Origin of the sequence: Streptomyces sp. NPDC055243, from assembly GCF_044544025.1 — a bacterium.
In the GTDB taxonomy this organism is placed as follows: domain Bacteria; phylum Actinomycetota; class Actinomycetes; order Streptomycetales; family Streptomycetaceae; genus Streptomyces.
On sequence record NZ_JBITWR010000009.1, the window covers coordinates 282035 to 308016 of the forward strand.

Below are 25982 nucleotides of genomic sequence, written 5' to 3' on the forward strand. Positions count from 1 at the left end.
TATGTCACCGTGTGCTTGTGGTGCGTCAGCACCAGCGCGGTGCGGGCCCGATGTTGGCGATGTAGTGCGCGGCACCCCATGCCCAGGTGCCGTTGGTGAGCAGGTACCAGCGGTTGTTGCCGCTCACGTGGTCGCCGGTCGTCTTGCAGTAGATGGAGACGACCTTGCCGTACGGCACGCTGCGGATCACCTTGCTGCCCCGGTGGGGGGCGGTGCGCAGCAGCAGTCCGTGCCTGGCGGTGACGCGGCCCTTGTAGACGCGGGGGTGGTTGTTGGCGTCGTCTGCGCGGACGCTTTGGTGGCCGGTGGCGTCGTCGGCCGCGAAGGCGGGGCCGGTGACGGTGAGGGCTGCGAGCGCGCCGCCGGCGGCGAGTATGCCGAGCCGGGTCCTGGTCGCGGTGGGCCGAAGGGACATGGGGCCTCCTCTGGGGAAGGGCGGATGTGAAGCGGTCCGTAGGCCCCTGGGAAACGGGTCATAGGCCGCGATTCACAGTAAAATCGGCACGCTGCGCGCGCAAAAGGTCACGCGGCGTCAAACCGCCCCTCAGAGCGTCCCGTCGGAGCCTCTGGCACCGCTGCCCGCGGTCTCCTCGTAGGGCAGCGTCAGCGTCGCCACCGCCCCGCCGTCCGGTGCGTTCGTGAACGTGAGCCGCGCGCCGAGCACCGCCGTCTGGCCCAGCGCGATCGTCAGGCCGAGCCCGTGCCCCCGGGTCGTGCCCTCCGTGCGGAACCGCTGCGGCCCGTGTTCCACCAGGTAGTCCGGGTATCCGTCGCCGTGGTCGCGCACCGAGACCACGGGCCCGTCGACGGTGAGCACGATGGGCTGCCGCCCGTGCTTGTCCGCGTTGGCGACGAGGTTCCCGAGCACCCGCTCCAGGCGCCGCCGGTCGGTCACCACGCAGACGTCGCGTACGACGACCACCTCGGCACCGGCCCCCGAACCCCGCGCGGCACGCTCGGCCAGTGGGGCGAGATGGTGGTCGTCCAGGTCGACGCGCTCGCTCTTCGCGTCGAGCCGGGAGATCTCCAGGAGGTCCTCGGTGAGGGTGCGCAGCGCGGACACGCGGTCGCGCACCAGCTCCGTGGGCCGCCCCGGCGGCAGCAGCTCGGCCGCAGCGTGCAGGCCGGTCAGCGGTGTGCGCAGCTCGTGCGCCACGTCCGCGGTGAACCGCTGCTCGCTCTGGAGCTTGCCCTGCAGCGAGGACGCCATCGTGTCGAGGGCGCCGGAGACCGCCGCCACCTCGTCCTGGCGGCGCGAGGGCTCGCGGGTGCGCGGGTCGTTCACGCGCGCGTCGAGGTCGCCCGCGCTGATCCGGCGCGCCACCGTCGCCGTCTGGTGCAGGCGCCGCGTCACGCGTGTCACGGCGAACGCCCCGACCAGGAGCGTCGCCCCGATCGCGAGGACGGACGAGCCGAGGATCGCCCGGTCGAGTCCGTCGATGGTGCGGGCGCCCTGGGCGTAGTCGACCTGGACGGCGATGGCCCGCCCGTCCTTGGCGGGCCCCGCGGCCCACATCGTCGGCCGGGAGTCCCGCGCGGCGACCATCGTCCCGCGCTCACCGCCCGCCGCGAGCTCCCGCAGCCGCTCGGGAAGGCCTGCCGGGTCGACCCCCGCGCCGGGACCGAGGTCGTCGCCCGCCTCGAACGCCTCGGTGGCGTCGTCGAGCCGGGTCAGCGCGTGGTCGCGGGCCTGGCCCACGGTCTGGTTGGTCACCGAGACGTGGACGAGCGCGCCCAGCAGCGCGGCCAGCGCGCAGCACATGACGGTGATGAAGACCGCTGCCTTCCAGGTCAGCGTCGCCGTCCAGGCGGGAAGCCGCGGCCCGCGCGGCAGCCGGTGGCTCATGGGCTTTCGCCGGGGGAGGCGGCCGGGGGACGGGCGCTGGCGGCAGGCTCGGGCTTGCGCTTGGGCTTCTTCGACGGCGCGTTCGGGGAGCGCACGATCTCGTCGGTCGTCGGCAGCATGGTCTTCTGGTGGGCGTCCCAGGACCACACGGTGCGGTACTCGTAGCCCGGCATGCCGGAGACGGCGCGGACGATCACCTCATGACCGGCGAGCTCGACGCCGAGCACCGCGTCCCCCATCTCCATGATCTGCGTCAGCTTCCGCTTCTCCACGGCGTAGGCGCGGATGTCCAGATTCTCGGCGTGCCCCCGGGGCAGCCGGATGCCGATGATGAGGTCGTCCTTGCCGTCGCCGGTGAGATCGCGGTAGTAGGCGTCGAGGACGGGGCACTCGTCGTCGCCCGCGTGGCTCGTGTCGCACGAGGCGAGCCGCTGGACCGTCTGCTTGTAGACCTCGTCCGAACGGCTGTACATCCCCGGGTTCTTGTCGAAGTCCGCCTTGGCGACGGTGACCGGATCGACCTTGCGGAGATTGCCGTCCGGCACGTCCACGCCCTTGACCTGCACGCTCTCTATCGTTCCGTAGTCCTCGGCGGGCGCCGACGGAGGCGGCAGCTTCGGCCAGAGCCGGGTGGGCGCCTCCGCGGTGGGCGTCGCTCCCGCGCCGCGCAGGTCGCCGGGGTCGCCGCAGCCCGCGGCCAGCAGGGCCGCGGACAGGGCGAGGCCCGCGGCGAGCGCGAGACGGCTGCGGTGCACGGCACTCCTGCCTGCCGGAGGAGCGGCCCGGGGGCGGCTCGGTCGCGGCGCGAGGTTCGGTTGCGGCGCCGCGGGGTCCGGCTACGGCGCGAGGTCGGCGTAGAGAATGATGTTGTCGGTGCGGTGACCGTCCTTGATGGGCCCACCACAGGTCAGCAGGCGCAGCTCGGGCCGGTCGGTCGCCCCATACACCTTATGGGTGGGGAAGTTCTTTTTGTCCACCTGCTCTATCTCGCGCACCTTGAACGTCGCGGTACTTCCGTCCGCTCGCGGCACCTCGATCTCGTCCCCCATTCTCACCTTCGCCACGTTCTTCATCAGCGCGGGCCCCCGCGCGGTGTCGTAGTGCGCCACCAGGACGGCCGCCCCCTTCTCGCCCGGGGTGACACCTCCGGTCCACCACCCGGGCTCCTCCGCCTTGTCCACCGGCGGCACGTCGAGCGCGCCGTCCGCGCCCACACCGAGGTCGAGCATCGACGTGGCGTCGACACCGGCCGCCGGTATCCGCAGGCCCGTGGGGCGGGACTTCTCCAGCGGGGCGTGGGTCCGGGCGGCGGGCGCGGCCACGGCGTTGTCGACCTTGACGTCGGGCGCCGGGGTGCCGGAGCCCTGGCCGCAGGCGATCAGGCCGATACCGAGGGCTGCGGTCAGGGTGGCGGCGGCCGCGATGCGGGCGGTGTGGCGGTGCTTGGCGGGGGCGGGGGCGGGTGCGGGGGTCTCTTCGGTGGGGGTGCTCACAGCGGCTCCTGCGGGGTGCGTGGGGGAGGGGGCTCAGGCGTCGGTGCGGCCGCGGCGCAGCATCGCGTACCCGAGACCGGCCGCACCGGCCGCCGCCATGGCCCCGCCGGCGGCGATGAACACTGGGTCGCCGCCGTGGAACCCCTCGGTGCCGGCCTTGACGCCGCCCTCGGGCGCGGCCGGCGCGACCGTCCTCGTGTCCGCGGCGTGCGCCGGTGAGTCCGCGACGGCGGCCACGGCCGGCATGAGGAGTGCGCCGCCGGCGACGGTGGTCACGGCGGCGGCACGGAGGAGGGAGTGGCGGCGACGGGTGCTCACGGCGGTCCTTACGGCTGGCGGCTGATCGCTGGGGAGAGCGAAAGGGCACCACCGAAGGTATATGTCCGCCATTGCGGCAATTCGTCGGCCAGGTAACAGCGGGCCATAACCGCGGGGGCGGTGCTGTTACGAGTGGCTCAACTTCCCCCGCTCAACTTCCTTCCGGGCCGCCCAGGTTCTTGCCGTAGGCATGTCCTTGCTGCTCCCATGGTCGGTGGGGTGATGGTGCAATGAGCGGACTGCGCGTCATACCGGCCTGGCGGCACGGGCAAGAGCGGTTGTACGTCTGCCTCGCGGACGGCAGGAACGTCGCGTGGTACGAGAGGGACGCGTCCCGCGTGAACCTGCTCAGCGAGGATCACAGAGAAGCCGTCCTGCGTGCCCTTGCCCCCTTCTTGACCGGCGGTTTCTCGGTCGGCCCCCCATCCGTCCCCACCCCCGCCGAGCTGGCCCGCCTCGCCCTGCACCCGGACGACGACCTGGCCCCGAACCGCCCGGGCGAGGCACTCCTGATCGCCCTGGACCGCGACCCGGCGCCCGCCCGCAGGCTGCGCGCCGACCCCCGGCAGCGGGCGCTCGCCGCCGAGCAGGCCATCGGCGATGTGCTCGACGGCCTGGAGGGCGGCGGCTGGCACACCCTGCACTCGGTGCCGCTGCCGGGCGGCGCCCGCATCCACCACCTCCTGATCGGCCCCGGCGGCCTGTTCAGCGTGTACACGCTCGCCGCCCGCAAGCAGCGGGTCCGCGTCGCCGACCCGATGGTCGCGGTCGGCCGCGCGGACCCGCGTCCACTCCTGAGGGAGATCCGCGCCGCCGCCGACCGGGCGTCCTTCGCGCTGACGGCCGAGATCCGCCCGGTCCTCGCCCTGTCCGGGGCGGTGGACCTCGACGTGACCGCCCCGCCGCGCGAGGTGCGGATCGTGCGCGACGCGGCGGTGTCGGCCCTGGCGGGCATCGGCGGCGTACTGAAACCGGCCGATGTGGAGGCGCTGCACGCGATGGCGCGCGACCGGCACACGTGGCTGCGGGTCTAGTGCCCCTCCGGGGGCCTGAGCCGGTCAGAGGTCGCCGCCCATCAGAGGCCGTCGCCCATCAGAGGTCGCCGCCCGTCAGGGGCTGTCGTCCGTCAGAGGTTGTCGCCCCAGCCGCCCTGGATCATGGTCTGGAAGGCCCAGGCCCCGCCCCGCCTCACCAGGATGTCGGCGTACCGCAGCTGCTGCGTCTCGCCGTTCGCGGTCATCACCGAGTCGGTGAAGACCACGGCCATGGCGGGGGAGAGGAAGACGGGCGTGCGCGTGGACTCGAAGGTGATGTCCTCGCTCCCGTCCCCCATCACGTGCGTCATGGTCGCGACGAACTGATCCCGGTCCCACTGCGCGGAGCGTCCGTCGCCCGCGGAGTCGTCGCTGACCAGGTTGAGCGGGAAGACGGCCAGATCGGCCATGCGCTCCACGTCGCGCCGCGCGCTGTGGGCGTCGTACTCGGCGAACCAGGCGGCCAGGCTCGCGCGGTCCTCGTCGGTCGGGACGTATCCGGTCTCGGGCAGTACGGTCATGCGGGCTCCTGATCAAGTTTGACTACGTGTGAGGAAGGTATGCTCGAATCGCCCGCTAGTCAAACTTGATTAGCTGTGATGCCGATCACGTCGTCGCTCGGATCGTGGCTGCCGGTCGGTTCTCAGCGGAAGCGGACGACCACGGCGGTCGCGTGCCGGGTCGTGTTCTGCCGCACCTCCACCGTGACGGGCGGCTCGGCCGGCAGGGCGGCGTAGGTGACCTCGCCGATCCCGATGGCGATCGCGGTCCCCTCGCCCCTGGCCTCCGGCAGCGCGGCCCCGGCCGCCGTCCGCAGCGCGGAGCTGAGCGGCGACGACACCACGGGCGTGCCGTCCCCCGGCAGGACGAGCACGAGCGCCTGCGGGCGGGCCCTGCTGCCGGTGAACCCGACGACCACCGCGTCCCGGGTGTCGCTGTGCCGCAGCTTCAGCCACGCGCGCGTGCCGCCCCGGTAGGCCCCGTCGAGCCGCTTGACCACCAGCCCTTCGATGCCGGTGGCGGGCAGGGTCTCGTACCAGGTCAGGGCCGTTGCGCGGGCGGTCGTCATCGGTACGGCCTGGAGGGGCGGCCCGAGCGGTTCGAGGATGCGTACGAGGCGTGCGCGCCGTTCCTGGTAGGGCAGGGTGCGGCAGTCCTCGCCCCCGTCGGCGAGCAGATCGAAGGCGGCGTACGAAGCGGGGAGCGTGCGCGCGAGGTGCGTGGCGTGCGCGCGGGTGGCGGCGGCGCGCTGCTGGACCGCCTGGAAGTCGATGCGGCCGTCGGCCCAGACGACGACCTCGCCGTCGAGCACGGTCCCGGCGGGCAGGTGTCCCGCGGCCTCGGCGAGATCGGGGAACGCGCTGGTGACGAGGCGTCCGGAGCGGGCCTGCAGCCGCACGCGGTGACCGTCGGCGAAGACGACGAGCCGGTGACCGTCGAACTTGGGCTCGAACGCCCAGCCGTCGCCCTGCGGCAGCGCGGTGACGGATTCGGCGAGGGCGACCCGGAGGGGCGGGGTGATCATGAAGGGGGCTCGCGGCGGGAGAGAGAGCGGGGGAGGGGGCGGGCCCGGCCTTGGTCGGGGTCGACGAGCGGACCCAGGAGATCCCCGTGCCGCTGAAGGCGGGCCGCGATGTCGCCGGCCAGGAACACCAGTTCCGCGGGATCGCGGCGCTCCTCGACCGCCTCGACCTCCTCCCAGGTCACGGGGGTGGAGACGGTCGGTTCCCGGCGGGCGCGGAGGGTGTAGGGGGTGGCGGTCGTCTTCGCGGCGGCGTTCTGGCTGAAGTCGACGAAGACCTTGCCGGGGCGCAGGCTGCGCGTCATCCGGTGGACGACCAGGTCGGGCAGCGCGGCCTCGGCCTCCTTGGCGAGCTCCTTCGCGTACGCGGTGACCTGCTCGGAGGGCGTCGGCTCCAGGGGGCAGAGCAGATGCAGGCCCTTGGAGCCGGAGGTCTTCGCGTAGACGTCCAGGCCGTCCGCCTGAAGGCGCTCGCGCAGCCAGCGGCCCGCCCGGCAGCACTCGACGACGGTGGCGGGGGCGCCGGGGTCCAGGTCGAGGACGAGCCGGTCGGCCAGGGCGGGGGCGTCCGCCTGCCACTGCGGGGTGTGGAACTCGGTGACGAGGTTGCCGGCCCACATCAGGGTGGGGAGGTCGTTCACGAGGATCTGCCGGGCGTCGCCGTCCGAGCGGGGTACGTCGGCGGTCTGCACCCAGGTGGGGGTGCCGGGCGGCACGTTCTTGGCGAAGAAGCGCTGGCCGTCCGGCCCGTCGGGGAAGCGGAGGAAGGAGACGGGCCGGTTGCGCAGATGGGGGAGGAGGGCCTCGGCCGTGCTGGCGTAGTAGTGCAGCATCTCGCCCTTGGTGAAGCCGGACGCGGCGTAGAGGACCTTGTCGAGATTGCTGAGGGCCAGCTGCCGCCCCTCCACCTCCGTGATCGGCGTCATACGATGAGACTCCCACGAATGGGGACGAATCACCCCGGGACGGGTGCGTGACTCCTGGCTTCCGTCGGCCGGGGTCGCCGACTGCCGCTGACTGCTGAGAGGTGCCTGACGTGCGATCCATATGGAACGGTGCGATCTCCTTCGGGCTCGTCAGCATCCCGATCAAGGTGGTGAACGCCACAGAGAACCACGCGGTCTCCTTCCGGCAGATCCACACGGAGGACGGGGGCCGAATCCGCTACCGCAAGGTGTGCGAGCTGGAGGAGCGGGAGGTGACGTCCGCCGAGATCGGCAAGGGGTACGAGGACGCGGACGGCTCGATCATCCCGATCACGGACGAGGATCTGGCGGCGCTGCCGATCCCGACCGCCAAGACGATCGAGATCGTCGCCTTCGTGCCCGCGGACGTGATCGATCCGATGCAGATGGACACGGCGTACTACTTGTCGGCCAACGGGGTGCCCGCGACCAAGCCGTACACGCTGCTGCGGGAGGCGCTGACGCGGAGCCGGAAGGTGGCGATCGCCAGGTTCGCGCTGCGGGGGCGGGAGCGGCTGGGGATGCTGCGGGTGGTGGACGACGTGATCGCGATGCACGGGCTGCTCTGGCCGGACGAGATCCGTGAGCCGGAGGGCGTGGCTCCGGACTCGCGGGTCAAGGTGCGGGACGCGGAGCTGGACCTGGCGGACGCGCTGATGGACACGCTGGGGGAGGTCGACGTCTCCACCCTCCACGACGACTACCGCGCGGCGGTGGAGGAACTCATCGCGGCCAAGGCGGAGGGCGCGGTGCCGACGGAGCCGGCCGCGGGGGCGGATTCCGGCGGGGGCAAGGTGATCGACCTGATGGCGGCGCTGGAGAAGAGCGTGCGGGCGGCGAAGAGCGGGGACTCCCTGGCGGAGGTGACGCCGCTGGCGCGGGGCGATCGGAAGGGCGCTGCGGCGAGGACGACGCCGAAGGAGGTGGGGGGCAAGAAGTCGACGGCGAAGAAGGCGACGACGGCGAGGAAGTCGACGACGGCGACGGCGACGGCGAGGAAGTCGACGACGGCGAAGAAGGGGGCGACGGCGAAGAAGTCCCCCGCGAAGAAGACGACCGCGAAGAAGCGGGCGTAGCAGGGAGAAAGGGAGGCAGGGCGCGGAGGCTAGGGCACGGAGGTGCCCCGGTTGGGGGTCGGTGCCGCGCCGGTATGTCCGTACTCGCTATCTCGGTTTCGGCGCCGGGCCACTTCGGCGAGGGAGTCCCGCGAACCGTGCTCCGTGCGGACATACCGGCACGTCCCCTCGCGCGCACTGCCGCCCGCGACTGCTCAGGGGCCGAGCCCCCGTGGCTGGACACATCGCAGCCCCCGCCCGTCATCCACGGCCCTACCCCCACCCGCACCAGCACGCGCCGACCCCGCACTCGCACGTCCCTGGCCTCACCCGCCCCCGGTGTCCCCTGTCCCCCCCCGGGGCAATCGGTGGGTGGGTGGGAGAGCTTGTTCGTTGAGGGGCGGATGCGGGGTGAACGGGCGATTGGGTGGGAGAAGACCGTTCCGGCGGCAGCCCCGTAGCCCGCGTGGCCCCCCAGGCTCGCCGCAGCGCACGTACGCGGTGAACCTTGAGGAATGACTCAGGACAAGCAAAAGGGCAAGGACGGCAACTACCGCCCCGTCGTCTTCCGGGACCGCTCCGCGGGCTACGCCTTCCTCACGCGCTCCACCGCCGAGAGCGACCAGACCATCGAGTGGGACGACGGCGAGACGTACCCCCTGGTGGAAGTGGAGATCTCCTCCGAGAGCCACCCCTTCTACACGGGCCGCGCCCGCGTCGTGGACTCCGAGGGCCAGGTCGCCAAGTTCGAGCGCCGCTACGGCGATACGGAGCCCCCGAGCACGCCGGAGTGACCGGCCACCGCCCGCGCCACGCCACGTAAGCGGCAGGAGTGGCAGGAGGGGCACGGCGGCCCGACGATGTCCGTAGAACCTTGATCACGGACGCGAGCGACCAAAACCGCGGACCACGAACGACGGACCACGAACGACGGACCACGAACGCCGGACCACGAACGACGAACGAGCTTGATCACGAGAAGGCGGCGGCATGACCGACGGCACGACCGATCTCCAGGCGCTGGCGGCCGAGGCGTACATCTACGGCTACCCGATGGTGCTCAACCTCGACGAAGTCGACCGCTTCTCCCGCAAGGGCATGGGCTCGGTGGCCCCCGCGCCGTTCAACGAGTTCAGCCACGCGAGCAAGCTGGCGGGCCCCGACGACCCCTTCGTGACCGTCAACAACGACACCGTCTACTCGGTGGCGCAGCTCGACCTCTCCGGCGGCGCCCTGCTCCTGACGGTCCCGGACACCGACGGCCGCTACTACGTCCTGCAGTTCGTGGACGCGTGGACCAACAACTTCGCCTACGTGGGCCGCCGCGCCACCGGAACCGGCGCGGCCAGCTACCTGCTCACGCCGCCCGGCTGGGACGAGGACGTCCCGCTGGGCGCCACCCGCATCTCCGTGCCGACCGAGGTGGCGTCGATCGTCGGGCGGTGGGCCTGCGCGGGCCCGGACGACGTGGCCGCCGTACGGGAGCTCCAGGAGGACACGCTCCTGGAGCCGTACTGGACGGCGTCCGGAGAGGCCCACGGGCTGCCGACCCACACGTACATCCCGGACGAGGAACCGGAACTCCTCTTCTACGAGAAGCTGCGGGCCCGCATGGCCGCCTTCCCGCCCGCGCCCGCGGACCTGACCTACCAGCAGCGCTTCGCCCCGCTCGGCCTGTTGGACGTGACGAGCCCTTACGCGCAGCCCCGGCCGGAGCTCGCCGAAGCGCTGCGTGCCGGGTTCGCCGCGGGCAAGGAGAAGGTCGAGCACGAGTCCACCCACGGGGGCAGCGCGGAGCAGAACGGCTGGAAACTGACGTATCACGCCTTCGACTACAACGCCGACCACTTCGAGGTCGGCACGCTCAAGGACCCCCAATGGATCTACACGGACCGGGAGTTGGGCCGCATGGTGCGCGCCACGTCGGCCCGTACCGCGCTCTGGGGCAACCACGGATACGAAGCGGCGTACGCGATGACGTGGAACGACGGTGACGGGCAGCCCCTGGACGGCGGGCAGTCATACACCCTGCGCTTCGAGAAGCCGCCGCCGGTGGACGCGTTCTGGTCGATCACGATGTACGACCTGCCGGACTACTACCTGGTCGCCAACCCCATCGACCGCTACTCCATCGGCGACCGTACCCCGGGCCTGAGCCACGACGACGACGGCTCCCTCACGCTCCACCTCCGGCCGCAGCGCCCCACCGACGACAAGACGGCCGCGAACTGGCTGCCCACCCCCGGCGGACGCTTCCGCCCGGTCCTGCGGATGTACACGCCACGCGCCGCGGTCTTCGACGGGACGTACGAGCTGCCGCCCATCCGCCGGAGTTAGGGAGAGGCGGTCCAGCGGGGGGCGGTACGGGCCCAGGCCGCGCCCCACTGCGCGAGGTTGTGCCGCTCAAGCCTGCGGTGGGCGCAGGCGTACGCGGCGGCGCCCGTGAGCGGGACGGCGATGGCGGCCAGGACGACGTAGCCCATGGTGTGGTCGCGGACCTCCGCCTCGGTGAGGGGCGGGTCCGTGAGCTTCCCTTCGTCGCTGACCCATACGGGGATGGTGTTCCCGGCGGTCAGGGCCGGCTCGACGTCCGCGTCCGCGGTGCGGGTGTGTCCGTGACGGTCGGTGAAACGGACGGGGACCGGGTATCGGGTCTTCTTCGCCTCGATCGAGCCGGGCTCGGGGTGGCGGGGCGCGTCGTGGACGAGGACGGCCGTGGTGCGGTGCCGGGTCTCGGCCTGGTGCCGGGCGGTCTGCTCGGTGTGGCGGCGGGCCGCGTCGCCGACCAGCACGACGGCGGCCGGGGTGGCGATCACGACGGCCAGGAAGAGGCCGACGGCGATCCACGCCTGTACGAGGTCGGTGCGGCGGCGCAGCGGATTGCGCCGCCAGCGCCACAGCAGGGCCACGGGGCTCTCCTTGGGCGGTGGGGGTGGTGAGGGTACTGAGGGTGCTGAGGGTGGTGGGGTTCAGAGGGGGTGTGCGGCGTCGGTGCTCGCGGCCGTGGAGGGGTGGCCGTGCGCGGCCCGGAGGAGTTTCGCGGCGCCGCGGACCGCCGCGGTGTGCGGGGCGGGCACGGGCTGGACGGGGGCGTGCAGCTGTTCGGCGAGGCCGCGGCTGACTTCGGGGAGCAGGGCGCCGCCACCGGCCAGCAGGGCGCCGCGGCGGAGGGCTTCGAGGGTCCGGGAGCTGCGGTCCTGCCCGAGCATCGCGGTCACCATCGCGACGACGCAGTCGGTGAGGTGGGCGGACGGGGGCGGCGGCGCCGTGGGGGAGGCGCGACGGTCCAGGTCGCTCGTTCCCAGGGCGGTGTGGCGGGCGTCGACCACCGCGCCGTCGGCGAGGAGGGCCACCTCGGTGAGGTGGGCGCCGATGTCCACGACGAGCAGGGGCCGGGCCAGATCGGCGTCCACGGCCGAGGCCACGGCCCGCGCGGTGGGGATGGTCAGCACGGTGCGCGGGCGGAGGACCTCGACGGCGATGCGGGCCTCGGCGCGGTAGGCGACTCCGCCCAGTACGGGCGAGGTCAGGATGAGCAGGGGGCGGCCGAAGCGGGGCAGCCGGTGGCCGAGCAGCCGGTCGAGCATCCGGGCGGTGCCGGAGGTGTCGACGATGGCGCCGCGCCGGATGGGGTAGACGGCGCCACCGCCGTGGAAGGTCACGGTGGGGACGTCGAGAATCATGCGCCGGCCGGACGTCCAGGCACGGGTCCGGGCGCTGCCCAGGTCGAGGGCGATGCCGGAGCACTGCCGGCACCAGGGCCACGAGCGGTGCCGGGCGGGTCCTGGGGGGAGGGGGGACGGGGTCGTGGTCATCGGTCGGCCCCTTGGACCTGCTGGCAGCGGGCGCAGTAGCGGGCCTGGGGCACGATCCTCAGGCGCTCGCGGGCGATGGGCCGCCGGCACAGGTGGCAGGCGCCGTAGTCGCCGCGGTCCATGCGCCGCAGGGCTGCCTCGACGTCGGCGAGGACCATGCGGGCCGACGCGGCGAGCTTGACGCGGACCTCGGTGCGGGCGGCGCTCTGCCGGTCGAGGAGCGCGTCGGCGCGGGGCATCGCCGAGTCGGACAGCTGCTGGAGCTGTTCCCGGCGGAAGAGGCGCTGCTCGTGCAGGTTCTGGCGCAGCGTGACGAGGTCGTCGGCCGACAGGGCGGGTTCGATCGGGGCCGTTTCGGGCAGGGCTGGCTCGATCAGTGCCGGTTCGATCAGGGCCGGTTCGATCGGGGCCGGTTCGATCGGGGCCGGTTCGATCAGTGCCGGTTCGATGATCTGGAGGTTCACCACTTCACCCCTCGGGCAGGGCGGGAGACGGAGGGCGGGCGCGGTCGCGTTCGCGGACGCGCGGTGGTCAGCCGGCTTTGCGCTGACAGGGAACGCAGAACTGCGTGTAGGGCAGGATCTCCAGGCGCTCGACCGGGATGGGTTTGGCACAGCCGGGGCAGGTGCCGTAGCTGCCGTCCCGTACGCGGTCGAGGGCGGCCTCGATCTCTTTGAGGACCCGTTCGAGGGTGTCCTTCTGCGCCGCCATCACCTGCTCCTCCGCCTCCTGCCCGGCCTCGCCGATGGCGCGCAACTGCGTCAGCCGGGAGGCACGTTCGTGTTCCAGACGCCGACGGGCCTCGCGCGCGGGAAGCCGCTCGGGGCGGGCTTCGAGGCGGGCTCCGGGGTGGTCTTCGGGGTGGTCTTCGACCGGGGGAGTACGGGTGTCGAGCGACATGGCGGGGCCTTCTTCCAGCTGGGTCATGCCCTCACCGTCGCCGGTGAGTCGTACGAAACCCATCGGGCGCGATACCCATCTACGGCGGTCCCCGGGCCCCATCGCGCAAATGGGCATTGCGCCCCATCGACGGACAGAAGGGAAAGGGGGCAGGCTGGGCGGTACGCGCGGCCCCGGTGACGACACCGGAGCCCGCAGGACCACAAGCCCGCAAAAGACCACAGGCCCGCGACAGCGCGGGCCCGCAACAGCGCAGGCCCGCAAGAGTGCAGGCAACGCAAGAGCGCGAGTCCGCGAAGATGGAGAAGACAGAAAGGCGTCACCCCGTTGTCCCTGTTCTGGCGGATCTTCGCGCTCAACGCGGTGGTGCTGGGGAGCGCCACCGCCCTGCTGCTGTGGGCGCCGGTGACCGTCTCCGTGCCGGTGGTGCTGACCGAGGCGGTCATCCTCGTGGGCGGCCTCGGCGTCATGCTGGTCGCCAACGCGGCCCTGCTGCGGATCGGCCTGGCCCCGCTGGACCGCCTCACCCGGCTGATGACCACCGTCGACCTGCTGCGCCCCGGGCATCGCCTGCCGGAGCAGGGGCACGGCGAGACCGCCGAGCTGATCCGCACCTTCAACGCCATGCTCGAACGCCTTGAGCAGGAGCGGGCCGCCAGCAGCGCCCGCGTCCTGCTCGCGCAGGAATCCGAACGGCGCCGCATCGCCCAGGAACTCCACGACGAGGTCGGCCAGACCATGACCGCGGTCCTGCTGTCCCTGAAGCGGGCGTCGGACAAGGCGGACGAACCCCTGCGCGGCGAGCTGCAACAGGCGCAGGAGATCACCCGGGGGAGCCTGGACGAAGTACGCCGTCTGGTGCGCAGACTGCGGCCGGGGGTCCTGGACGACCTCGGCCTGATCAGCGCCCTGACCTCCCTGACCACGGAGTTCGCCACGCACGCGGGACTACGGGTGGTACGCCGCTTCGACCCGGACCTGCCCCCACTGGATCAGCAGGCGGAACTGGTCCTCTACCGGGTGGCCCAGGAGGCCCTGACCAACGCGGCCCGCCACGCGGAGGCCGGCCGGGTGGAGGTGAGCCTCTGCCGCACCGACGGCGCGGTGGCGCTGAGCGTCACGGACGACGGCCGCGGGACCGGGGTCGCCCACGAGGGGGCGGGGATCCGCGGGATGCGGGAGCGGGCGCTGTTCATCGGGGCATCGCTGGACGTCACGTCAGACCCACGGTCCGGTACGCGGGTCCGCCTGACGGTTCCCGTACCGACCCCCACGCCGCACACCTCCGGGAAGCAGTAGATGAGTACGACCGACGCACCCCCCACCCGCATCCTCCTCGCCGACGACCACGCGCTGGTGCGCCGCGGGGTGCGACTGATCCTCGACGGTGAACCGGACCTCGAGGTCGTGGCCGAGGCGGGGGACGGCGCGGAGGCCATCGCGCTGGCGCGCACGCACGAGGTCGACCTGGCGGTTCTGGACATCGCGATGCCCCGGATGACGGGCCTGCAGGCCGCGCGCGAACTCGCGGCGCTGAAGCCGGGCGTACGCGTCCTCATGCTGACGATGCACGACAACGAGCAGTACTTCTTCCAGGCGCTGAAGGCGGGCGCCAGCGGATACGTCCTGAAGTCGGTGGCCGACCGCGACCTGGTGGCCGCCTGCCGGGCGGCCATGCGCGACGAGCCGTTCCTCTACCCGGGCGCGGTGACCGCCCTGATCCGCAACTACCTCGACCGGGTCCGCCAGGGCGAGGAGCCACCGGACCAGGTACTGACGGCACGCGAGGAGGAGGTCCTCAAACTCGTGGCCGAGGGCCACTCGTCCAAGGAGATAGCCGAGATGCTCTTCATCAGCATCAAGACGGTCCACCGCCACCGAGCGAACCTGCTCCACAAACTGGGCCTACGCAACCGCCTGGAACTAACCCGCTACGCAATCCGAGCAGGCCTGATCGAACCCTGACCACCGCACGCGCCGACAACCGAGTGGCTGCAGTCGGCAGCGGACGCGAGGGGCCGTGCCGGCATGCCCGCACGGAGCACGACATGAGGCGCTCCCCTGCGGAAGCGGCCACGCACTCGCCCCGACACAGCGAGTACGCCCAAACAGGCACGCCCCCACCCTCACCCCACCCCACACCCCCTGACCGCCTCTCTACGCTGCCGCCCCGCCCTGAAGCCCCGCCCCTGACCGCCTCTCTACGCCGCCTGCCCCGGCCCGACGCCCCCCCGCCCCGGCCCCCTACTGCGCCGTCCCGCACCGCCACCCCGCAGCCCCTGACCGCCTTTCTACGCTGCCGCCCCGCCCTGAAGCCCCGCCCCTGACCGCCTCTTTACGCCGCCTGCCCCGGCCCGACGCCCCCGACCCGGCCCTCTACTCCGCCGTCCCGCACCGCCACCCCGCAGCCCCTGACCGCCTTTCTACGCGCCGTCCCGCACCGCAGATCGCGACCCTGACCCGCCTCCTACTCCGCCGCCGCGCACCCCAGTCCCCGAGCCTGACCGGCTCTCTACGCCGCCGCCTCGCACCGCAGTCCTCGACCCTTCCCTGTCCCCCTGCGCCGCGCCCCGCACCGCAGTCCCCGAACCCGACTCGGCCCGGCCCCCGACGGCGGCCCGCACCGCAGTCCTCGACCCTTCCCTGTCCCCCTGCGCCGCGCCCCGCACCGCAGTCCCCGAACCCGACCCGGCCCGGCCCCCGACGGCAGCCCGCACCGCAGCTCCCGACCCTGACCCGCCCCTCCGACTCCCCTGTCCGACAGACCGCACGGGCTGTCCCCCGACTGCCTCAAGGCCCGGCTGCTACTCCCCAGCCGGGCCTTGAGGCCCCGAACGGCTCCCGACCGGCTCCCCGAAGAGGGCCGGTCACTACCACCGACGAGGAGAGGGGACGGGGCATGGCACGCTCATCGCACACCGTCCCGCACACCGTCCCGCGCACCGGCCGGCACGCGATGCCCCGCGCCATCGGCCCCGGCCCAGCAGCGCTACTGGCCGTCCTTCTCGCCCTCCTAGCCACACTGCTGCCCCCGCCTGCACCGGGCAGCACTCGCTCACCCGTACCGCTCGCAACTGCCGTCCCCGCGCCGCTACTTGGCGGACCGCACGCCACACCGGCCACGGCGCCCGCCCAAGTGCTTGGCACGCGCCGCCACGCCACACCGGCCGCAGCGTCCGCTCATACGCTCGGCACGCGCCGCCACGCCACACCGGCCGCAGCGCCCGCTCAAACGCCTAGCACGCGCCGCCACGCCACACCGGCCGCAGCGTCCGCTCATACGCTTGGCGCGCGCCGCCACGCCACACCGGTCACCGCGCCCGCTCCAGCACTAGGCGAGCGCCACGCAGCACCAACCGCGAGCGCCGCGCCCACGTACAGCGCACCGTACGCAGACGCTGCAGAAGCCGCGAGCAACGCGAGCAACTCTGATACCGCGAGCTACGCGGACGCCGCGGACGCCGCAGGCAACGCAGACGCCGCGAGCAACGCGAACGCCACAGACGCCGCGAGCAACGCAGGCAACGCGCAGGCCACAGGCAACGCGCAGGCCACAAGCAACGCGCAGGCCGCAGGCAACGCGCACGCCGCAGACAGCGCGCACGCCGCAGGCAACGCGCACGCCGCCCCCGCAAGCGCCGCACCCCGAAGCCATCGCGAAATCACCAGCGAACGGCCGTCACCGCCGCCCCCTGCCACCCCGGCCGCACGCCGCACGCCCGCCTGCCCGCCCCAGCCCACGTGGCCGCCGCCCTCAGCGGTGCGCCCGCCCGCCTCCGCGGAAGCGGCGAACCCCTCCGGCGCACGCGCACCACCCCCACCTCCCGGCACCTGAACTCTCCATATCCCTTTCCATTGACCGCGGCCACCGCCCTGGCCGGCCGCGGTGTGCCTGTGCCTGCCGGAGGCCTGCCGTGCACCGACCCCTGCGCCCTGCCACGAACCGCCCTCGACGCTCATCCGCAAACCACCCCCGACCCCCCTCCACGAACCGCCCGAGACGCCCCTCCGCCACCCGCCCCCGGCGGCCCTCCGCCAACCGCGCCCCGTACATCAGAGGCCTGCTGGCCCTGGCCGCAGTAGCCCTGTCCCTCTACATCGCGCTCACAACGCCGGTCCACCTGGGGCTCGACCTGCGCGGCGGCACCCAACTCGTCCTGGAGACCCGCCCCACCGCCACCTCTGAGGCGGGCGAGGAGGCCACCGACCGCACCATGGAGGTGCTGCGCGGCCGTATCGACGCGCTGGGCGTCGCCGAACCCACCATCGCCCGCTCCGGCGACAACCGCATCGTCGTGGAGCTGCCCGGCGCGCAGGACCCGAGCAAGGCGGCGGACATGCTCGGCCGCACCGCGGAACTCACCTTCCACCAGGTACTAGGCACGGCAGACACCCCCGCCGATACCCCTGCCGACACCACCGATCAACGCCGGAAGGACCCCGCCCAACAGGTCCTCCCCGACGAGTCCGGCGAACGCCTACGCCTCCAGGCAGCGTCATTGACGGGCAAGGACGTGGAGAAGGCGGCGGACCGCTTCGACCAGGAGGGCGGAGCCGGCTGGCACGTCACCGTCGACTTCAAGGGCCAGGGCCGAGACGGCTGGGCCCGCCTGACGGGCGAGGCGGCCTGCCACGCACCAGGAGACCCGGCCCGCCGGGTGGCCATCGTCCTGGACGGCAAGATCATCTCTTCGCCCCAGGTGGACCCCTCGGTCCCGTGCCACTCCGGAATCAGCGGAGGCTCGACACAGATCACCGGCTCCTTCGACGACCGCGAGGCCAAGGACCTGGCCCTGCTCATCAGCGGAGGCGCCCTGCCGGTACCGGTGGAGATCGTCGAACAGCGCACGGTCGGCGCCAGCCTCGGCGCCCAGGCCATCACGGCCAGCGCCTGGGCCGCGGTCATCGGCACCGCGCTGACGTCGCTCTTCATCATCGCCGTCTACCGCCTGATGGGCGCCATCGCCACCGTGGCCCTGGCCGCCTACGGCCTGATCTCCTACGCCGCCCTGGCCGCCATCGGCGCCACCCTCACCCTGCCCGGCCTCGCCGGCTTCGTACTGGCCATCGGCATGGCGGTCGACGCCAACGTCCTCGTCTTCGAACGCGCCCGCGAGGAGTACGCGGCTCGCCACCGCCCCACCCCGCGGTCGTCCCTGACCGCAGGGTTCCGCAGCGCCTTCAGCGCGATCGCGGACTCCAACATCACCACGCTCATCGCCGCCGGCCTGCTGTTCTTCCTCGCGTCAGGCCCCGTACGAGGCTTCGGAGTCACCCTGGGCATCGGCGTCCTGGCCTCGATGTTCAGCGCCCTGGTCATCACCCGGGCCCTGGCCGACTACGCCGCGGCCCGCCCCCGCATACGCCGCCACCCTCACCTCACGGGCATCGCAGGCATCGGCAGATTCCGCGCCCACCTGACGCACACGAACCCCAACCTGATGCGCCACCCCCGCAGATGGCTGGCAGCCTCGGCAGCGGCCCTCGTCCTGACCGCCTCCGGCATAGCTCTGCGAGGCCTGGACTTCGGCATCGAATTCACCGGCGGCCGAGTAATCGAATACGCCACCAAGACCCCCCTCAACCCCGACAAGGCAAGAAAAGCCCTGGCTGACGCAGGCTTCCCCCAGGCAACAGTCCAGACAACAGGAGAAACCCAACTGACAATCCGCACAACCAACCTGACGAACCCCCAGGCAGCCGCCATCACCAAGACAATCGGCACCCTGACGGACCACGCCCCCCAGAAACTCCGGGACGAGTCGATCGGCCCCAGCCTGGGCAAGGAACTACGCCAGAACGCCCTCATGGCCCTGGCAACAGCCCTAGCCGCCCAACTCGCCTACTTGGCGGCCCGCTTCCGCTGGCTCCTGGGAACAGCGGCGGTCGCGGCCCTGGCCCACGACGTCGTAATCCTCCTAGGGATCTTCGCCTGGCTGGGCAAACCGATTGACGGCATCTTCCTGGCCGCGCTGCTGACGGTGATCGGCTATTCGGTGAACGACTCGGTAGTGGTCTTCGACAGACTGCGCGAACAAACCAAGAAAACCCCCGCCCGCCCCTTCCCCCAAACAGCGAACCAGGCACTCCTGCAAACCCTGCCCCGCACCCTGAACACAGGAATGGGCGCGGCCTTCATCCTCACCGCCCTGGCAACCCTGGGAGGCCCCCCTCTCACAGACTTCGCCCTGGCCCTCCTGATCGGCCTGGCGGTCGGCACCTACTCATCCATGTTCACGGCCACACCGCTGGCCATAGAACTGACCAACCGCACCCAGACAGGGCGCCGAGCACCCTGTTGAGACAGAAGGCCAGCCACGTCTACTGATCGGCCCGGCCCTCCTCGGCAGCGTCGAGGAGGGCCGGACCGATGGGCCACCCCGTTCGGAGGCTCCACAGCGTCTCTCTCCGACGGCTACCCGATACGTCGAGCCGCGGTGTTCAAAGGGACGCAGAGATCGCGTCGCGCACGGCCCCGGGCACACGGCCGCACGGGCGAAGACTCCTGTAGATACGCGAAGACCCCGGCCTCAGCGTTTCCGCTGGTGACGGGGTCTTTGGGCACCTAATGCAAGGTGCCCCCGGCAGGATTCGAACCTGCGCACACGGCTCCGGAGGCCGTTGCTCTATCCCCTGAGCTACGGGGGCGTGTCAGCGCGGCTTGCGCGGCGACGTGTAGAACCCTACCAGCTCCTAACGGCTCCCCATGAACAGGTATTTCCGCACTCCGGGGCCGTGGGGGCGGACGCATCCGCACCCTGCGTCCCAGGCGTCACCCTTGGTTCCGCGGCCCGCTCCCCCGCACGGGGCGGAAGTGGGGAAAACCCGGACGCGGCGGCGGGCGCGGACCTACTCTCGAGTTGTGTCAGGCGTGTCCGGCCGCGTGCTTGTTGTGGACGACAACAAGGTCATCCGGCAACTGATCAGGGTCAACCTCGAGCTGGAGGGCTTCGAGGTCGTGACCGCGGCCGATGGTGCCGAGTGCCTGGATGTGGTGAACCAGGTCAGGCCCGATGTCGTCACGCTCGACGTGGTGATGCCCCGTCTCGACGGGCTGCGTACCGCCGCTCGGCTGCGCTCCGATCCGCGGACCCGGCATCTGCCCATCGTCATTGTCAGCGCCTGCACCCAGTACGAGGTGGAGAGCGGGCTCGAGGTCGGGGTGGACGCCTTCCTTGCCAAGCCCTTTGAACCTGCCGAACTGCTCGGGATCGTACGGCAGTTGATGGAGCATGGCAGTGGTGGAGGTGGGCGTGGTGGTGCCGTCGGCAGCGAATGGGGGGCCGCCGGTGAGGCCGAGCGCGCAGGCCGCCCCGGCGGCTGACCCGCCCCCCTGCCCGTAGCCGCGCCCCGCGGCTGACATGGCTCCTCCCTTGATCCAGTCCCCGCCCGCAGCCGCCAACGCCGGGAGCCGAAGCCCCCGGCCTCCGCAGCCCCCCTACTGGGAGCTTCAACTCTCACCCGGGTCCCTCCGCACCCGCTGCCGCCGGGTCCGCAGACCCCGGCCACGAGCGGCAGACCCCCGCCCGAGCCCCCCCCGCAGCCGCCCCACCGTGGAGCCTCACCCCCAGCCGGGCGGGTCCCCCCCGAAGCCGCCCCCCCCGCCAGCTCCACCCCCAGGCACCACAGCCAGCCAGGACCGCCGGCCGCCTCCCCCCCCGGGGCGCCTCCCCCCGTCCACATCCCGGACCATCCGGGAAACCGGGTCGCGTCCCCACCCCCCTCCTCCCATACGCTTGACCCGTGACCCCCGTCGAGCTCTCCCGCACCGTGCTGCGCGCCATGCGCCGCGCCGTTGACGACGGCGAGCTCAGCGGCCTTGGTGATCTTGACGACTCCGGTGACCCCGGCCCCGGTGACCCCAGCCCCGGTGACTCCGGCCCCGGTGACTCCGGCCCCGGCGCCCCCGCCCCCAGCGGCTCCGCCGACCCGCGCACGACCCCGCGTGTCGTCATCGAGCGGCCCCGACCCGGTGGCTGCGGGGATTACGCCACCAACGTCGCCCTGCAGGTCGCCCGCGCCGCCGGGCGGTCGCCCCGGGAAGTTGCCGAAGTGCTGTCCCCGCGGCTCGTCGCCGAGCCCGGTATCGCCGCCATCGACATCACCGGGCCCGGCTTCCTCAACATCACCCTCGATCGGGGTGGCGACGGCAGCGGCGGCCCGGGAAGCACCGCCGCCCTCGGAGGGGCCGCCCTCGTGCGGGACGTACTCGACCGCGGTGCCTCCCACGGTCACCTTCGACCCGGCTCCGGCGGAGCCCACCAGCTCCACTTCCCCCGCGAAGTCCGCGCCGCCGTCATCGCCGACTCCCTTCGCCGCGTCCTTCTCTCCCAGGGCGCTCTCGTACGGGTCACCTGCGACGAGGCCCCCGACGCCGGCTGGGGCGCCCTCGGCGTACGCGTCGACGCCCACGGGAAGCCCCCCGCCGAGATCCACACCCTCTGCCCCGTCCCCGCCCCGCAGGACCCCACCCCCCTCGGCCGCGACGCCGCCCGCTGGGCCCTCCTGCATCCCGCCGCCCACGACCGGCCCCGCATCGGCGACGAGCATCTCGTCCAGCGCGAGGCCAACCCCCTCTTCCGCGTGCGGTACGCCCACTCCCGCACCCGTGCCCTCACCCGCGGTGCCGCCGCCCTCGGTTTCCACGGCGCCCCCGGCGACCTGGGTGACATAGCCGGGCCGGAAGCGCGGGACCTCCTCGACGCCCTGGCCGATCACCCCCGCATCCTGGCCGCGGCCGCCTGGCACCGCGCTCCCGATCGTCTCGCCCGGCATCTCGTCGGCACGGCCGATGCCTTCCTCGCCTTTCAGCCCGCCGTACTGCCGCTTGGTGACGAGAAACCCTTGGCCGCCCACCGCGCCCGGCTCGCGCTCGCCGAAGCCGCCGGGACGGTGCTCGCAGGCGGCCTGTCCCTGCTCGGCATCAGTGCCCCCGAGTACTTGTGACACGTGAAGACAGACGTGAATGAAGTGAGAGAGACGAACGCGACATGAGCCGTTCCGCACACCCCGCCGGGCCCCGCCACGCCGACGTAGTGCCCGAAGGGCACTACACCGCCCCGGCCGCCGACCTGAACTCCCTGGACCCGAAGGTCTGGTCGCAGACCGTCGCGCGCAACGCCGACGGTGTCGTCACCGTCGGCGGCATGGAGGTGACCCGGCTCGCCGAGGAGTTCGGCACCCCCGCCTACTTCCTCGACGAGGCCGACTTCCGCGCCCGCTGCCACGCCTGGCGCGGCGCCTTCGGCTCCGACGCCGACGTCTTCTACGCCGGGAAGGCCTTCCTCTCGCGCGCCGTCGTCCGGTGGCTGCACGAGGAAGGGCTCAATCTCGACGTGTGCAGCGGCGGCGAGCTCGCCACCGCCCTCGCCGCCGGAATGCCCGCCGACCGCATCGCCTTCCACGGCAACAACAAGACCGAGGAAGAGATCGAGCGGTCCATCGAGGCCGGTGTGGGCCGCATCGTGCTCGACTCCTTCCAGGAGATCGCGCGCGTCGCCCACATCGCCGACCGGCTCGGTGTCCGTCAGCGCGTGCAGATCCGCGTGACCGTCGGCGTCGAGGCCCACACCCACGAGTTCATCGCCACCGCCCACGAGGACCAGAAGTTCGGCATCGCCCTCGCCGGGGGACAGGCCGCCGAGGCCGTGCGCAGGGCTCTCCAACTCGACGGGCTCGAACTCATCGGCGTGCACTCGCACATCGGCTCGCAGATCTTCGACATGGCCGGTTTCGAGGTCTCCGCCCGGCGCGTGGTGCAGCTGCTCGCCGAGGTCCGTGACGAGCACGGCGTCGAGCTTCCCGAGATCGACCTCGGCGGCGGTCTCGGCATCGCCTACACCTCCGAGGACGACCCGCGCGAGCCGCACGAGATCGCCAAGGCGCTCGGCGAGATCGTGACGAGGGAGTGCGAGGCCGCCAATCTGCGGACCCCTCGGATCTCCGTCGAGCCGGGGCGCGCCATCGTCGGGCCCACCGCCTTCACCCTCTACGAGGTCGGCACCGTCAAGCCCCTCGAAGGACTGCGTACGTACGTCTCCGTCGACGGCGGCATGTCCGACAACATCCGTACCGCGCTCTACGACGCCGAGTACAGCGTCGCGCTCGTCTCGCGCGAGTCCGATGCCGAGCCCATGCTCGTCCGTGTCGTCGGCAAGCACTGCGAGAGCGGCGACATCGTGGTGAAGGACGCGTTCCTTCCGGCCGACCTCGCGCCCGGAGACCTGATCGCCGTGCCCGCGACCGGTGCTTACTGCCGGTCCATGGCGAGCAACTACAACCACGCCCTTCGTCCGCCGGTGGTCGCCGTGCGGGACGGTGGGGCGCGGGTCATCGTCCGGCGCGAGACGGAGGAAGATCTCCTGCGACTCGATGTCGGCTGAGGAAATACCTGCCGAAGAACGACGTCTGGCAGAGTATCGGCCAGTGAAATAGATGTCTCACGATCCGGACAGTGGATAGAAACTGCGATCCGGTGGGCGAGACTGGTCCCACTGTAGATGTATGAGAAGTGAGGTCGGATGATGCGTACGCGTCCGCTGAAGGTGGCGCTGCTGGGCTGTGGGGTTGTCGGCTCAGAGGTGGCGCGCATCATGACGACGCATGCCGACGACCTCACGGCCAGGATCGGCGCCCCGGTGGAGCTCGCCGGGGTCGCCGTCCGCCGTCCGTCGAGGGTGCGTGAGGGAATCGATCCCTCACTGGTCACCACGGACGCGACCGCGCTGGTCAAACGCGGTGACATTGATGTCGTCGTCGAGGTCATCGGGGGCATCGAGCCCGCCCGCACCCTCATCACCACCGCGTTCGAGCACGGCGCCTCCGTCGTCTCCGCGAACAAGGCGCTCATCGCCCAGGACGGCGCCGCGCTGCACGCCGCCGCTCTCGAGCACGGCCGGGACCTCTACTACGAGGCCGCCGTCGCCGGTGCGATCCCGCTGATCCGGCCGCTGCGCGAGTCTCTCGTCGGTGACAAGGTCAACCGCGTCCTCGGCATCGTGAACGGCACGACCAACTTCATCCTCGACGCCATGGACACCACCGGTGCCGGGTATCAGGAAGCGCTCGACGAGGCCACCGCGCTCGGGTACGCCGAGGCGGACCCGACCGCCGACGTCGAAGGCTTCGACGCCGCCGCCAAGGCCGCGATCCTGGCCGGCATCGCCTTCCACACGCGCGTGCGTCTGGACGACGTCTACCGCGAGGGCATGACCGAGGTGACCGCCGCCGACTTCGCGTCGGCGAAGCGCATGGGCTGCACCATCAAGCTCCTCGCCATCTGTGAGCGCGCCGCCCACGGCGGGTCGGTGACCGCGCGCGTGCACCCCGCGATGATTCCGCTCAGCCATCCGCTGGCGTCGGTCCGCGAGGCGTACAACGCCGTGTTCGTCGAGGCCGAGGCCGCCGGCCAGCTCATGTTCTACGGTCCCGGCGCGGGCGGTGCCCCCACCGCGTCGGCCGTGCTCGGCGACCTCGTCGCCGTCTGCCGGAACAAGCTCGGCGAAGCCACCGGGCCCGGCGAATCCGCGTACACCCAGCTGCCCGTGAGTTCCATGGGCGAGGTCGTCACGCGCTACCACATCAGCCTCGACGTAGCCGACAAGCCGGGTGTCCTCGCCCAGGTCGCGACGGTCTTCGCCGAGCACGGCGTATCGATCGATACGGTCCGTCAGACGGGCAAGGACGGCGAGGCCTCCCTCGTCGTCGTCACTCACCGCGCGCCCGACGCCGCCCTCACCGGCACCGTCGAGGCGCTGCGGAATCTCGACACCGTGCGTGGTGTCGCCAGCATCATGCGGGTTGAAGGGGAGTAGTCAGCAATGACCCACCAATGGCGCGGAATCATCGAGGAGTACCGGGACCGTCTTCCCGTCTCCGCCACGACGCCGGTCGTGACGCTGCGCGAGGGCGGCACGCCGCTCGTGCCCGCGCAGGTGCTCTCCGAGCGCACGGGCTGCGAGGTGCACCTCAAGGTCGAGGGCGCCAATCCGACCGGGTCCTTCAAGGACCGCGGCATGACGATGGCGATCACGAAGGCCAAGGAGGAGGGCGCCAAGGCCGTCATCTGCGCCTCCACCGGCAACACGTCGGCCTCGGCCGCCGCCTATGCCGTACGGGCGGGAATGGTCTGCGCGGTCCTCGTGCCGCAGGGCAAGATCGCGCTCGGCAAGATGGGCCAGGCGCTCGTCTACGGCTCGAAGATCCTCCAGGTCGACGGCAACTTCGACGACTGCCTGAACCTCGCCCGCGCGCTCTCCGAGAACTACCCGGTGGCGCTGGTCAATTCGGTGAACCCGTTCCGCATCGAGGGCCAGAAGACCGCCTCGTTCGAGATCGTCGACGCGCTCGGTGACGCTCCCGACATCCACGTGCTCCCGGTGGGCAACGCGGGCAACATCACGGCCTACTGGAAGGGCTACAAGGAGTACGCCGCCGACTCGGTCTCGACGCGCACTCCTCGCATGTGGGGCTTCCAGGCTTCCGGTTCCGCGCCCATCGTGCGCGGCGAGATCGTCAAGGACCCGTCGACCATCGCCACCGCGATTCGCATCGGCAACCCCGCGTCGTGGCAGTACGCCCTCGACGCGCGCGACGAGTCGGACGGCTTCATCGACGAGGTGACGGACCGTGAGATCCTGCGCGCCTACAAGCTGTTGGCCTCCCAGGAGGGTGTCTTCGTCGAGCCGGCGTCGGCCGCTTCCGTCGCCGGTCTGCTGAAGGCGGCCGAGCAGGGCAAGGTCGACAAGGGGCAGCGCATCGTCTGCACCGTCACCGGAAACGGTCTCAAGGACCCGGACTGGGCCGTCGCCGGCGCGCCGCAGCCGGTCACGGTTCCGGTCGACTCGGCCGCGGCGGCCGAGCATCTGGGCCTGGCGTAGATTTTCCGGTCCGGGACGGCGACAACCGGACGCCGGGCATAACCACCCGGAAAACCCGCAACTCCGTACAGGGGGTGCACAGGGGGCTTACGACACGCATCGTGCGCCTCCTGTGCGCCCTATGTCGCCACAGAACCTTCCTTCGATAGGCTGTAC

The 25982-nt window shown here is 72.0% G+C and carries 24 protein-coding genes and 1 tRNA gene; 12 read left to right on the forward strand and 13 right to left on the reverse strand.

Features of this window, described 5'->3' with window-relative positions; all coding sequences use genetic code 11:
- Window positions 1–25: 25 nt before the first annotated feature.
- The 5 genes from ACIGXX_RS26540 to ACIGXX_RS26560 form a co-directional block, all read right to left on the reverse strand.
- Window positions 26–415: an SH3 domain-containing protein gene (locus ACIGXX_RS26540; protein ID WP_351163813.1), complete on the reverse strand. Its 390-nt coding sequence runs from the start codon at window positions 413–415 to the stop codon at window positions 26–28.
- Between the two features lie 129 nt (window positions 416–544).
- Complete coding sequence (locus ACIGXX_RS26545; protein ID WP_361464276.1) at window positions 545–1846, reverse strand: HAMP domain-containing sensor histidine kinase; 1302 nt, start codon at window positions 1844–1846, stop codon at window positions 545–547.
- Window positions 1843–2601, reverse strand: coding sequence for a hypothetical protein (locus ACIGXX_RS26550; protein ID WP_351163817.1), 759 nt, complete (start codon window positions 2599–2601; stop codon window positions 1843–1845). The genes ACIGXX_RS26545 and ACIGXX_RS26550 overlap by 4 nt, the downstream gene beginning before the upstream one ends.
- A gap of 81 nt (window positions 2602–2682) precedes the next feature.
- Window positions 2683–3339, reverse strand: coding sequence for a class F sortase (locus ACIGXX_RS26555; RefSeq protein ID WP_399979315.1), 657 nt, complete (start codon window positions 3337–3339; stop codon window positions 2683–2685).
- Window positions 3340–3372: 33 nt separating this feature from the next.
- Entirely contained in the window at window positions 3373–3657 is a 285-nt protein-coding gene (locus ACIGXX_RS26560) for a hypothetical protein (RefSeq protein ID WP_351163822.1), read from the reverse strand.
- A 230-nt stretch (window positions 3658–3887) separates the two neighbouring features.
- On the opposite strand from ACIGXX_RS26560, the gene ACIGXX_RS26565 reads away from it, so the two are divergent.
- Window positions 3888–4691 (forward strand): nuclease-related domain-containing protein, encoded by an 804-nt coding sequence (locus ACIGXX_RS26565; RefSeq protein ID WP_351163825.1) that lies wholly within the window; start codon window positions 3888–3890, stop codon window positions 4689–4691.
- Between the two features lie 92 nt (window positions 4692–4783).
- Here ACIGXX_RS26565 and ACIGXX_RS26570 read toward each other — a convergent pair whose 3' ends face one another.
- The 3 genes from ACIGXX_RS26570 to ligD all read right to left on the reverse strand — a co-directional run bounded on the left by ACIGXX_RS26570 (window position 4784) and on the right by ligD (window position 7139).
- Window positions 4784–5212, reverse strand: coding sequence for a DUF4440 domain-containing protein (locus tag ACIGXX_RS26570; RefSeq protein ID WP_351163827.1), 429 nt, complete (start codon window positions 5210–5212; stop codon window positions 4784–4786).
- A 122-nt stretch (window positions 5213–5334) separates the two neighbouring features.
- Complete coding sequence (locus tag ACIGXX_RS26575; RefSeq protein WP_399979320.1) at window positions 5335–6216, reverse strand: ATP-dependent DNA ligase; 882 nt, start codon at window positions 6214–6216, stop codon at window positions 5335–5337.
- Window positions 6213–7139 carry a non-homologous end-joining DNA ligase gene (gene ligD, locus ACIGXX_RS26580; protein ID WP_361464267.1) on the reverse strand — a complete coding sequence of 309 codons (927 nt, stop codon included), beginning with the start codon at window positions 7137–7139 and terminating at the stop codon, window positions 6213–6215. The genes ACIGXX_RS26575 and ligD overlap by 4 nt, the downstream gene beginning before the upstream one ends.
- Window positions 7140–7249: 110 nt before the next feature.
- Here ligD and ACIGXX_RS26585 point away from each other — a divergent pair, with 110 nt between their 5' ends.
- The 3 genes from ACIGXX_RS26585 (at window position 7250) to ACIGXX_RS26595 (ending at window position 10570) form a co-directional block, all read left to right on the forward strand.
- A complete protein-coding gene (locus ACIGXX_RS26585) occupies window positions 7250–8254 on the forward strand; it encodes a Ku protein (protein ID WP_383820895.1) in 1005 nt (334 codons plus the stop codon).
- Window positions 8255–8748: 494 nt separating this feature from the next.
- Window positions 8749–9027: a type B 50S ribosomal protein L31 gene (locus ACIGXX_RS26590; protein WP_351163837.1), complete on the forward strand. Its 279-nt coding sequence runs from the start codon at window positions 8749–8751 to the stop codon at window positions 9025–9027.
- A gap of 196 nt (window positions 9028–9223) precedes the next feature.
- Window positions 9224–10570, forward strand: a complete 1347-nt coding sequence (locus ACIGXX_RS26595; RefSeq protein ID WP_399979325.1) for a DUF1254 domain-containing protein — start codon at window positions 9224–9226, stop codon at window positions 10568–10570.
- Here ACIGXX_RS26595 and ACIGXX_RS26600 read toward each other — a convergent pair.
- The 4 genes from ACIGXX_RS26600 to ACIGXX_RS26615 all read right to left on the reverse strand — a co-directional run bounded on the left by ACIGXX_RS26600 (window position 10567) and on the right by ACIGXX_RS26615 (window position 12948).
- The gene (locus ACIGXX_RS26600; protein ID WP_351163843.1) at window positions 10567–11142 is read right to left on the reverse strand and encodes a hypothetical protein; all 576 of its coding nucleotides are present in this window, start codon (window positions 11140–11142) and stop codon (window positions 10567–10569) included. The genes ACIGXX_RS26595 and ACIGXX_RS26600 overlap by 4 nt on opposite strands.
- 60 nt (window positions 11143–11202) lie before the next feature.
- Complete coding sequence (locus ACIGXX_RS26605) at window positions 11203–12048, reverse strand: rod shape-determining protein (RefSeq protein ID WP_366461213.1); 846 nt, start codon at window positions 12046–12048, stop codon at window positions 11203–11205.
- Window positions 12045–12410, reverse strand: coding sequence for a TraR/DksA family transcriptional regulator (locus ACIGXX_RS26610; RefSeq protein ID WP_399979495.1), 366 nt, complete (start codon window positions 12408–12410; stop codon window positions 12045–12047). Before ACIGXX_RS26610 ends, ACIGXX_RS26605 begins: the two co-directional genes overlap by 4 nt.
- 169 nt (window positions 12411–12579) lie before the next feature.
- Entirely contained in the window at window positions 12580–12948 is a 369-nt protein-coding gene (locus ACIGXX_RS26615) for a TraR/DksA C4-type zinc finger protein (RefSeq protein ID WP_366461429.1), read from the reverse strand.
- A gap of 327 nt (window positions 12949–13275) precedes the next feature.
- On the opposite strand from ACIGXX_RS26615, the gene ACIGXX_RS26620 reads away from it, so the two are divergent.
- The 3 genes from ACIGXX_RS26620 to secD all read left to right on the forward strand — a co-directional run bounded on the left by ACIGXX_RS26620 (window position 13276) and on the right by secD (window position 19250).
- Window positions 13276–14247 carry a HAMP domain-containing sensor histidine kinase gene (locus tag ACIGXX_RS26620; protein ID WP_399979329.1) on the forward strand — a complete coding sequence of 324 codons (972 nt, stop codon included), beginning with the start codon at window positions 13276–13278 and terminating at the stop codon, window positions 14245–14247.
- Window positions 14248–14913, forward strand: coding sequence for a response regulator transcription factor (locus ACIGXX_RS26625; RefSeq protein WP_351163849.1), 666 nt, complete (start codon window positions 14248–14250; stop codon window positions 14911–14913). It abuts the gene before it with no gap.
- 2087 nt (window positions 14914–17000) lie between these two features.
- Window positions 17001–19250, forward strand: a complete 2250-nt coding sequence (gene secD / locus ACIGXX_RS26630; RefSeq protein WP_399979499.1) for a protein translocase subunit SecD — start codon at window positions 17001–17003, stop codon at window positions 19248–19250.
- A 274-nt stretch (window positions 19251–19524) separates the two neighbouring features.
- Here the strand turns inward: secD and ACIGXX_RS26635 are convergent.
- Window positions 19525–19596, reverse strand: a tRNA-Arg gene (locus ACIGXX_RS26635).
- A 166-nt stretch (window positions 19597–19762) separates the two neighbouring features.
- On the opposite strand from ACIGXX_RS26635, the gene ACIGXX_RS26640 reads away from it, so the two are divergent.
- The 5 genes from ACIGXX_RS26640 to thrC all read left to right on the forward strand — a co-directional run bounded on the left by ACIGXX_RS26640 (window position 19763) and on the right by thrC (window position 25826).
- On the forward strand, window positions 19763–20272 hold the full coding sequence (locus ACIGXX_RS26640; RefSeq protein WP_351163852.1) for a response regulator: 510 nt from the start codon (window positions 19763–19765) through the stop codon (window positions 20270–20272).
- A 419-nt stretch (window positions 20273–20691) separates the two neighbouring features.
- A complete protein-coding gene (gene nrtL / locus ACIGXX_RS26645; protein WP_399979333.1) occupies window positions 20692–21894 on the forward strand; it encodes an ArgS-related anticodon-binding protein NrtL in 1203 nt (400 codons plus the stop codon).
- Window positions 21895–21938: 44 nt separating this feature from the next.
- Complete coding sequence (lysA, locus tag ACIGXX_RS26650; RefSeq protein ID WP_351163857.1) at window positions 21939–23330, forward strand: diaminopimelate decarboxylase; 1392 nt, start codon at window positions 21939–21941, stop codon at window positions 23328–23330.
- 138 nt (window positions 23331–23468) lie between these two features.
- Window positions 23469–24761: a homoserine dehydrogenase gene (locus ACIGXX_RS26655; RefSeq protein ID WP_351163860.1), complete on the forward strand. Its 1293-nt coding sequence runs from the start codon at window positions 23469–23471 to the stop codon at window positions 24759–24761.
- A 6-nt stretch (window positions 24762–24767) separates the two neighbouring features.
- Window positions 24768–25826 (forward strand): threonine synthase, encoded by a 1059-nt coding sequence (gene thrC, locus ACIGXX_RS26660; RefSeq protein ID WP_399979337.1) that lies wholly within the window; start codon window positions 24768–24770, stop codon window positions 25824–25826.
- Window positions 25827–25982: the final 156 nt, after the last annotated feature.

Coding starts and splice junctions, on each gene's coding strand:
- ACIGXX_RS26590 (WP_351163837.1), top strand. CDS start 8,749: ATGACTCAGGACAAGCAAAAGGGCAAGGACGGCAACTACCGCCCCGTC.
- ACIGXX_RS26545 (WP_361464276.1), bottom strand. CDS start 1,846: ATGAGCCACCGGCTGCCGCGCGGGCCGCGGCTTCCCGCCTGGACGGCG.
- ACIGXX_RS26540 (WP_351163813.1), bottom strand. CDS start 415: ATGTCCCTTCGGCCCACCGCGACCAGGACCCGGCTCGGCATACTCGCC.
- ACIGXX_RS26655 (WP_351163860.1), top strand. CDS start 23,469: ATGATGCGTACGCGTCCGCTGAAGGTGGCGCTGCTGGGCTGTGGGGTT.
- thrC (WP_399979337.1), top strand. CDS start 24,768: ATGACCCACCAATGGCGCGGAATCATCGAGGAGTACCGGGACCGTCTT.
- ACIGXX_RS26625 (WP_351163849.1), top strand. CDS start 14,248: ATGAGTACGACCGACGCACCCCCCACCCGCATCCTCCTCGCCGACGAC.
- ACIGXX_RS26615 (WP_366461429.1), bottom strand. CDS start 12,948: ATGTCGCTCGACACCCGTACTCCCCCGGTCGAAGACCACCCCGAAGAC.
- ACIGXX_RS26575 (WP_399979320.1), bottom strand. CDS start 6,216: ATGATCACCCCGCCCCTCCGGGTCGCCCTCGCCGAATCCGTCACCGCG.
- ACIGXX_RS26565 (WP_351163825.1), top strand. CDS start 3,888: ATGAGCGGACTGCGCGTCATACCGGCCTGGCGGCACGGGCAAGAGCGG.
- ACIGXX_RS26570 (WP_351163827.1), bottom strand. CDS start 5,212: ATGACCGTACTGCCCGAGACCGGATACGTCCCGACCGACGAGGACCGC.
- ligD (WP_361464267.1), bottom strand. CDS start 7,139: ATGACGCCGATCACGGAGGTGGAGGGGCGGCAGCTGGCCCTCAGCAAT.
- ACIGXX_RS26595 (WP_399979325.1), top strand. CDS start 9,224: ATGACCGACGGCACGACCGATCTCCAGGCGCTGGCGGCCGAGGCGTAC.
- ACIGXX_RS26605 (WP_366461213.1), bottom strand. CDS start 12,048: ATGACCACGACCCCGTCCCCCCTCCCCCCAGGACCCGCCCGGCACCGC.
- lysA (WP_351163857.1), top strand. CDS start 21,939: ATGAGCCGTTCCGCACACCCCGCCGGGCCCCGCCACGCCGACGTAGTG.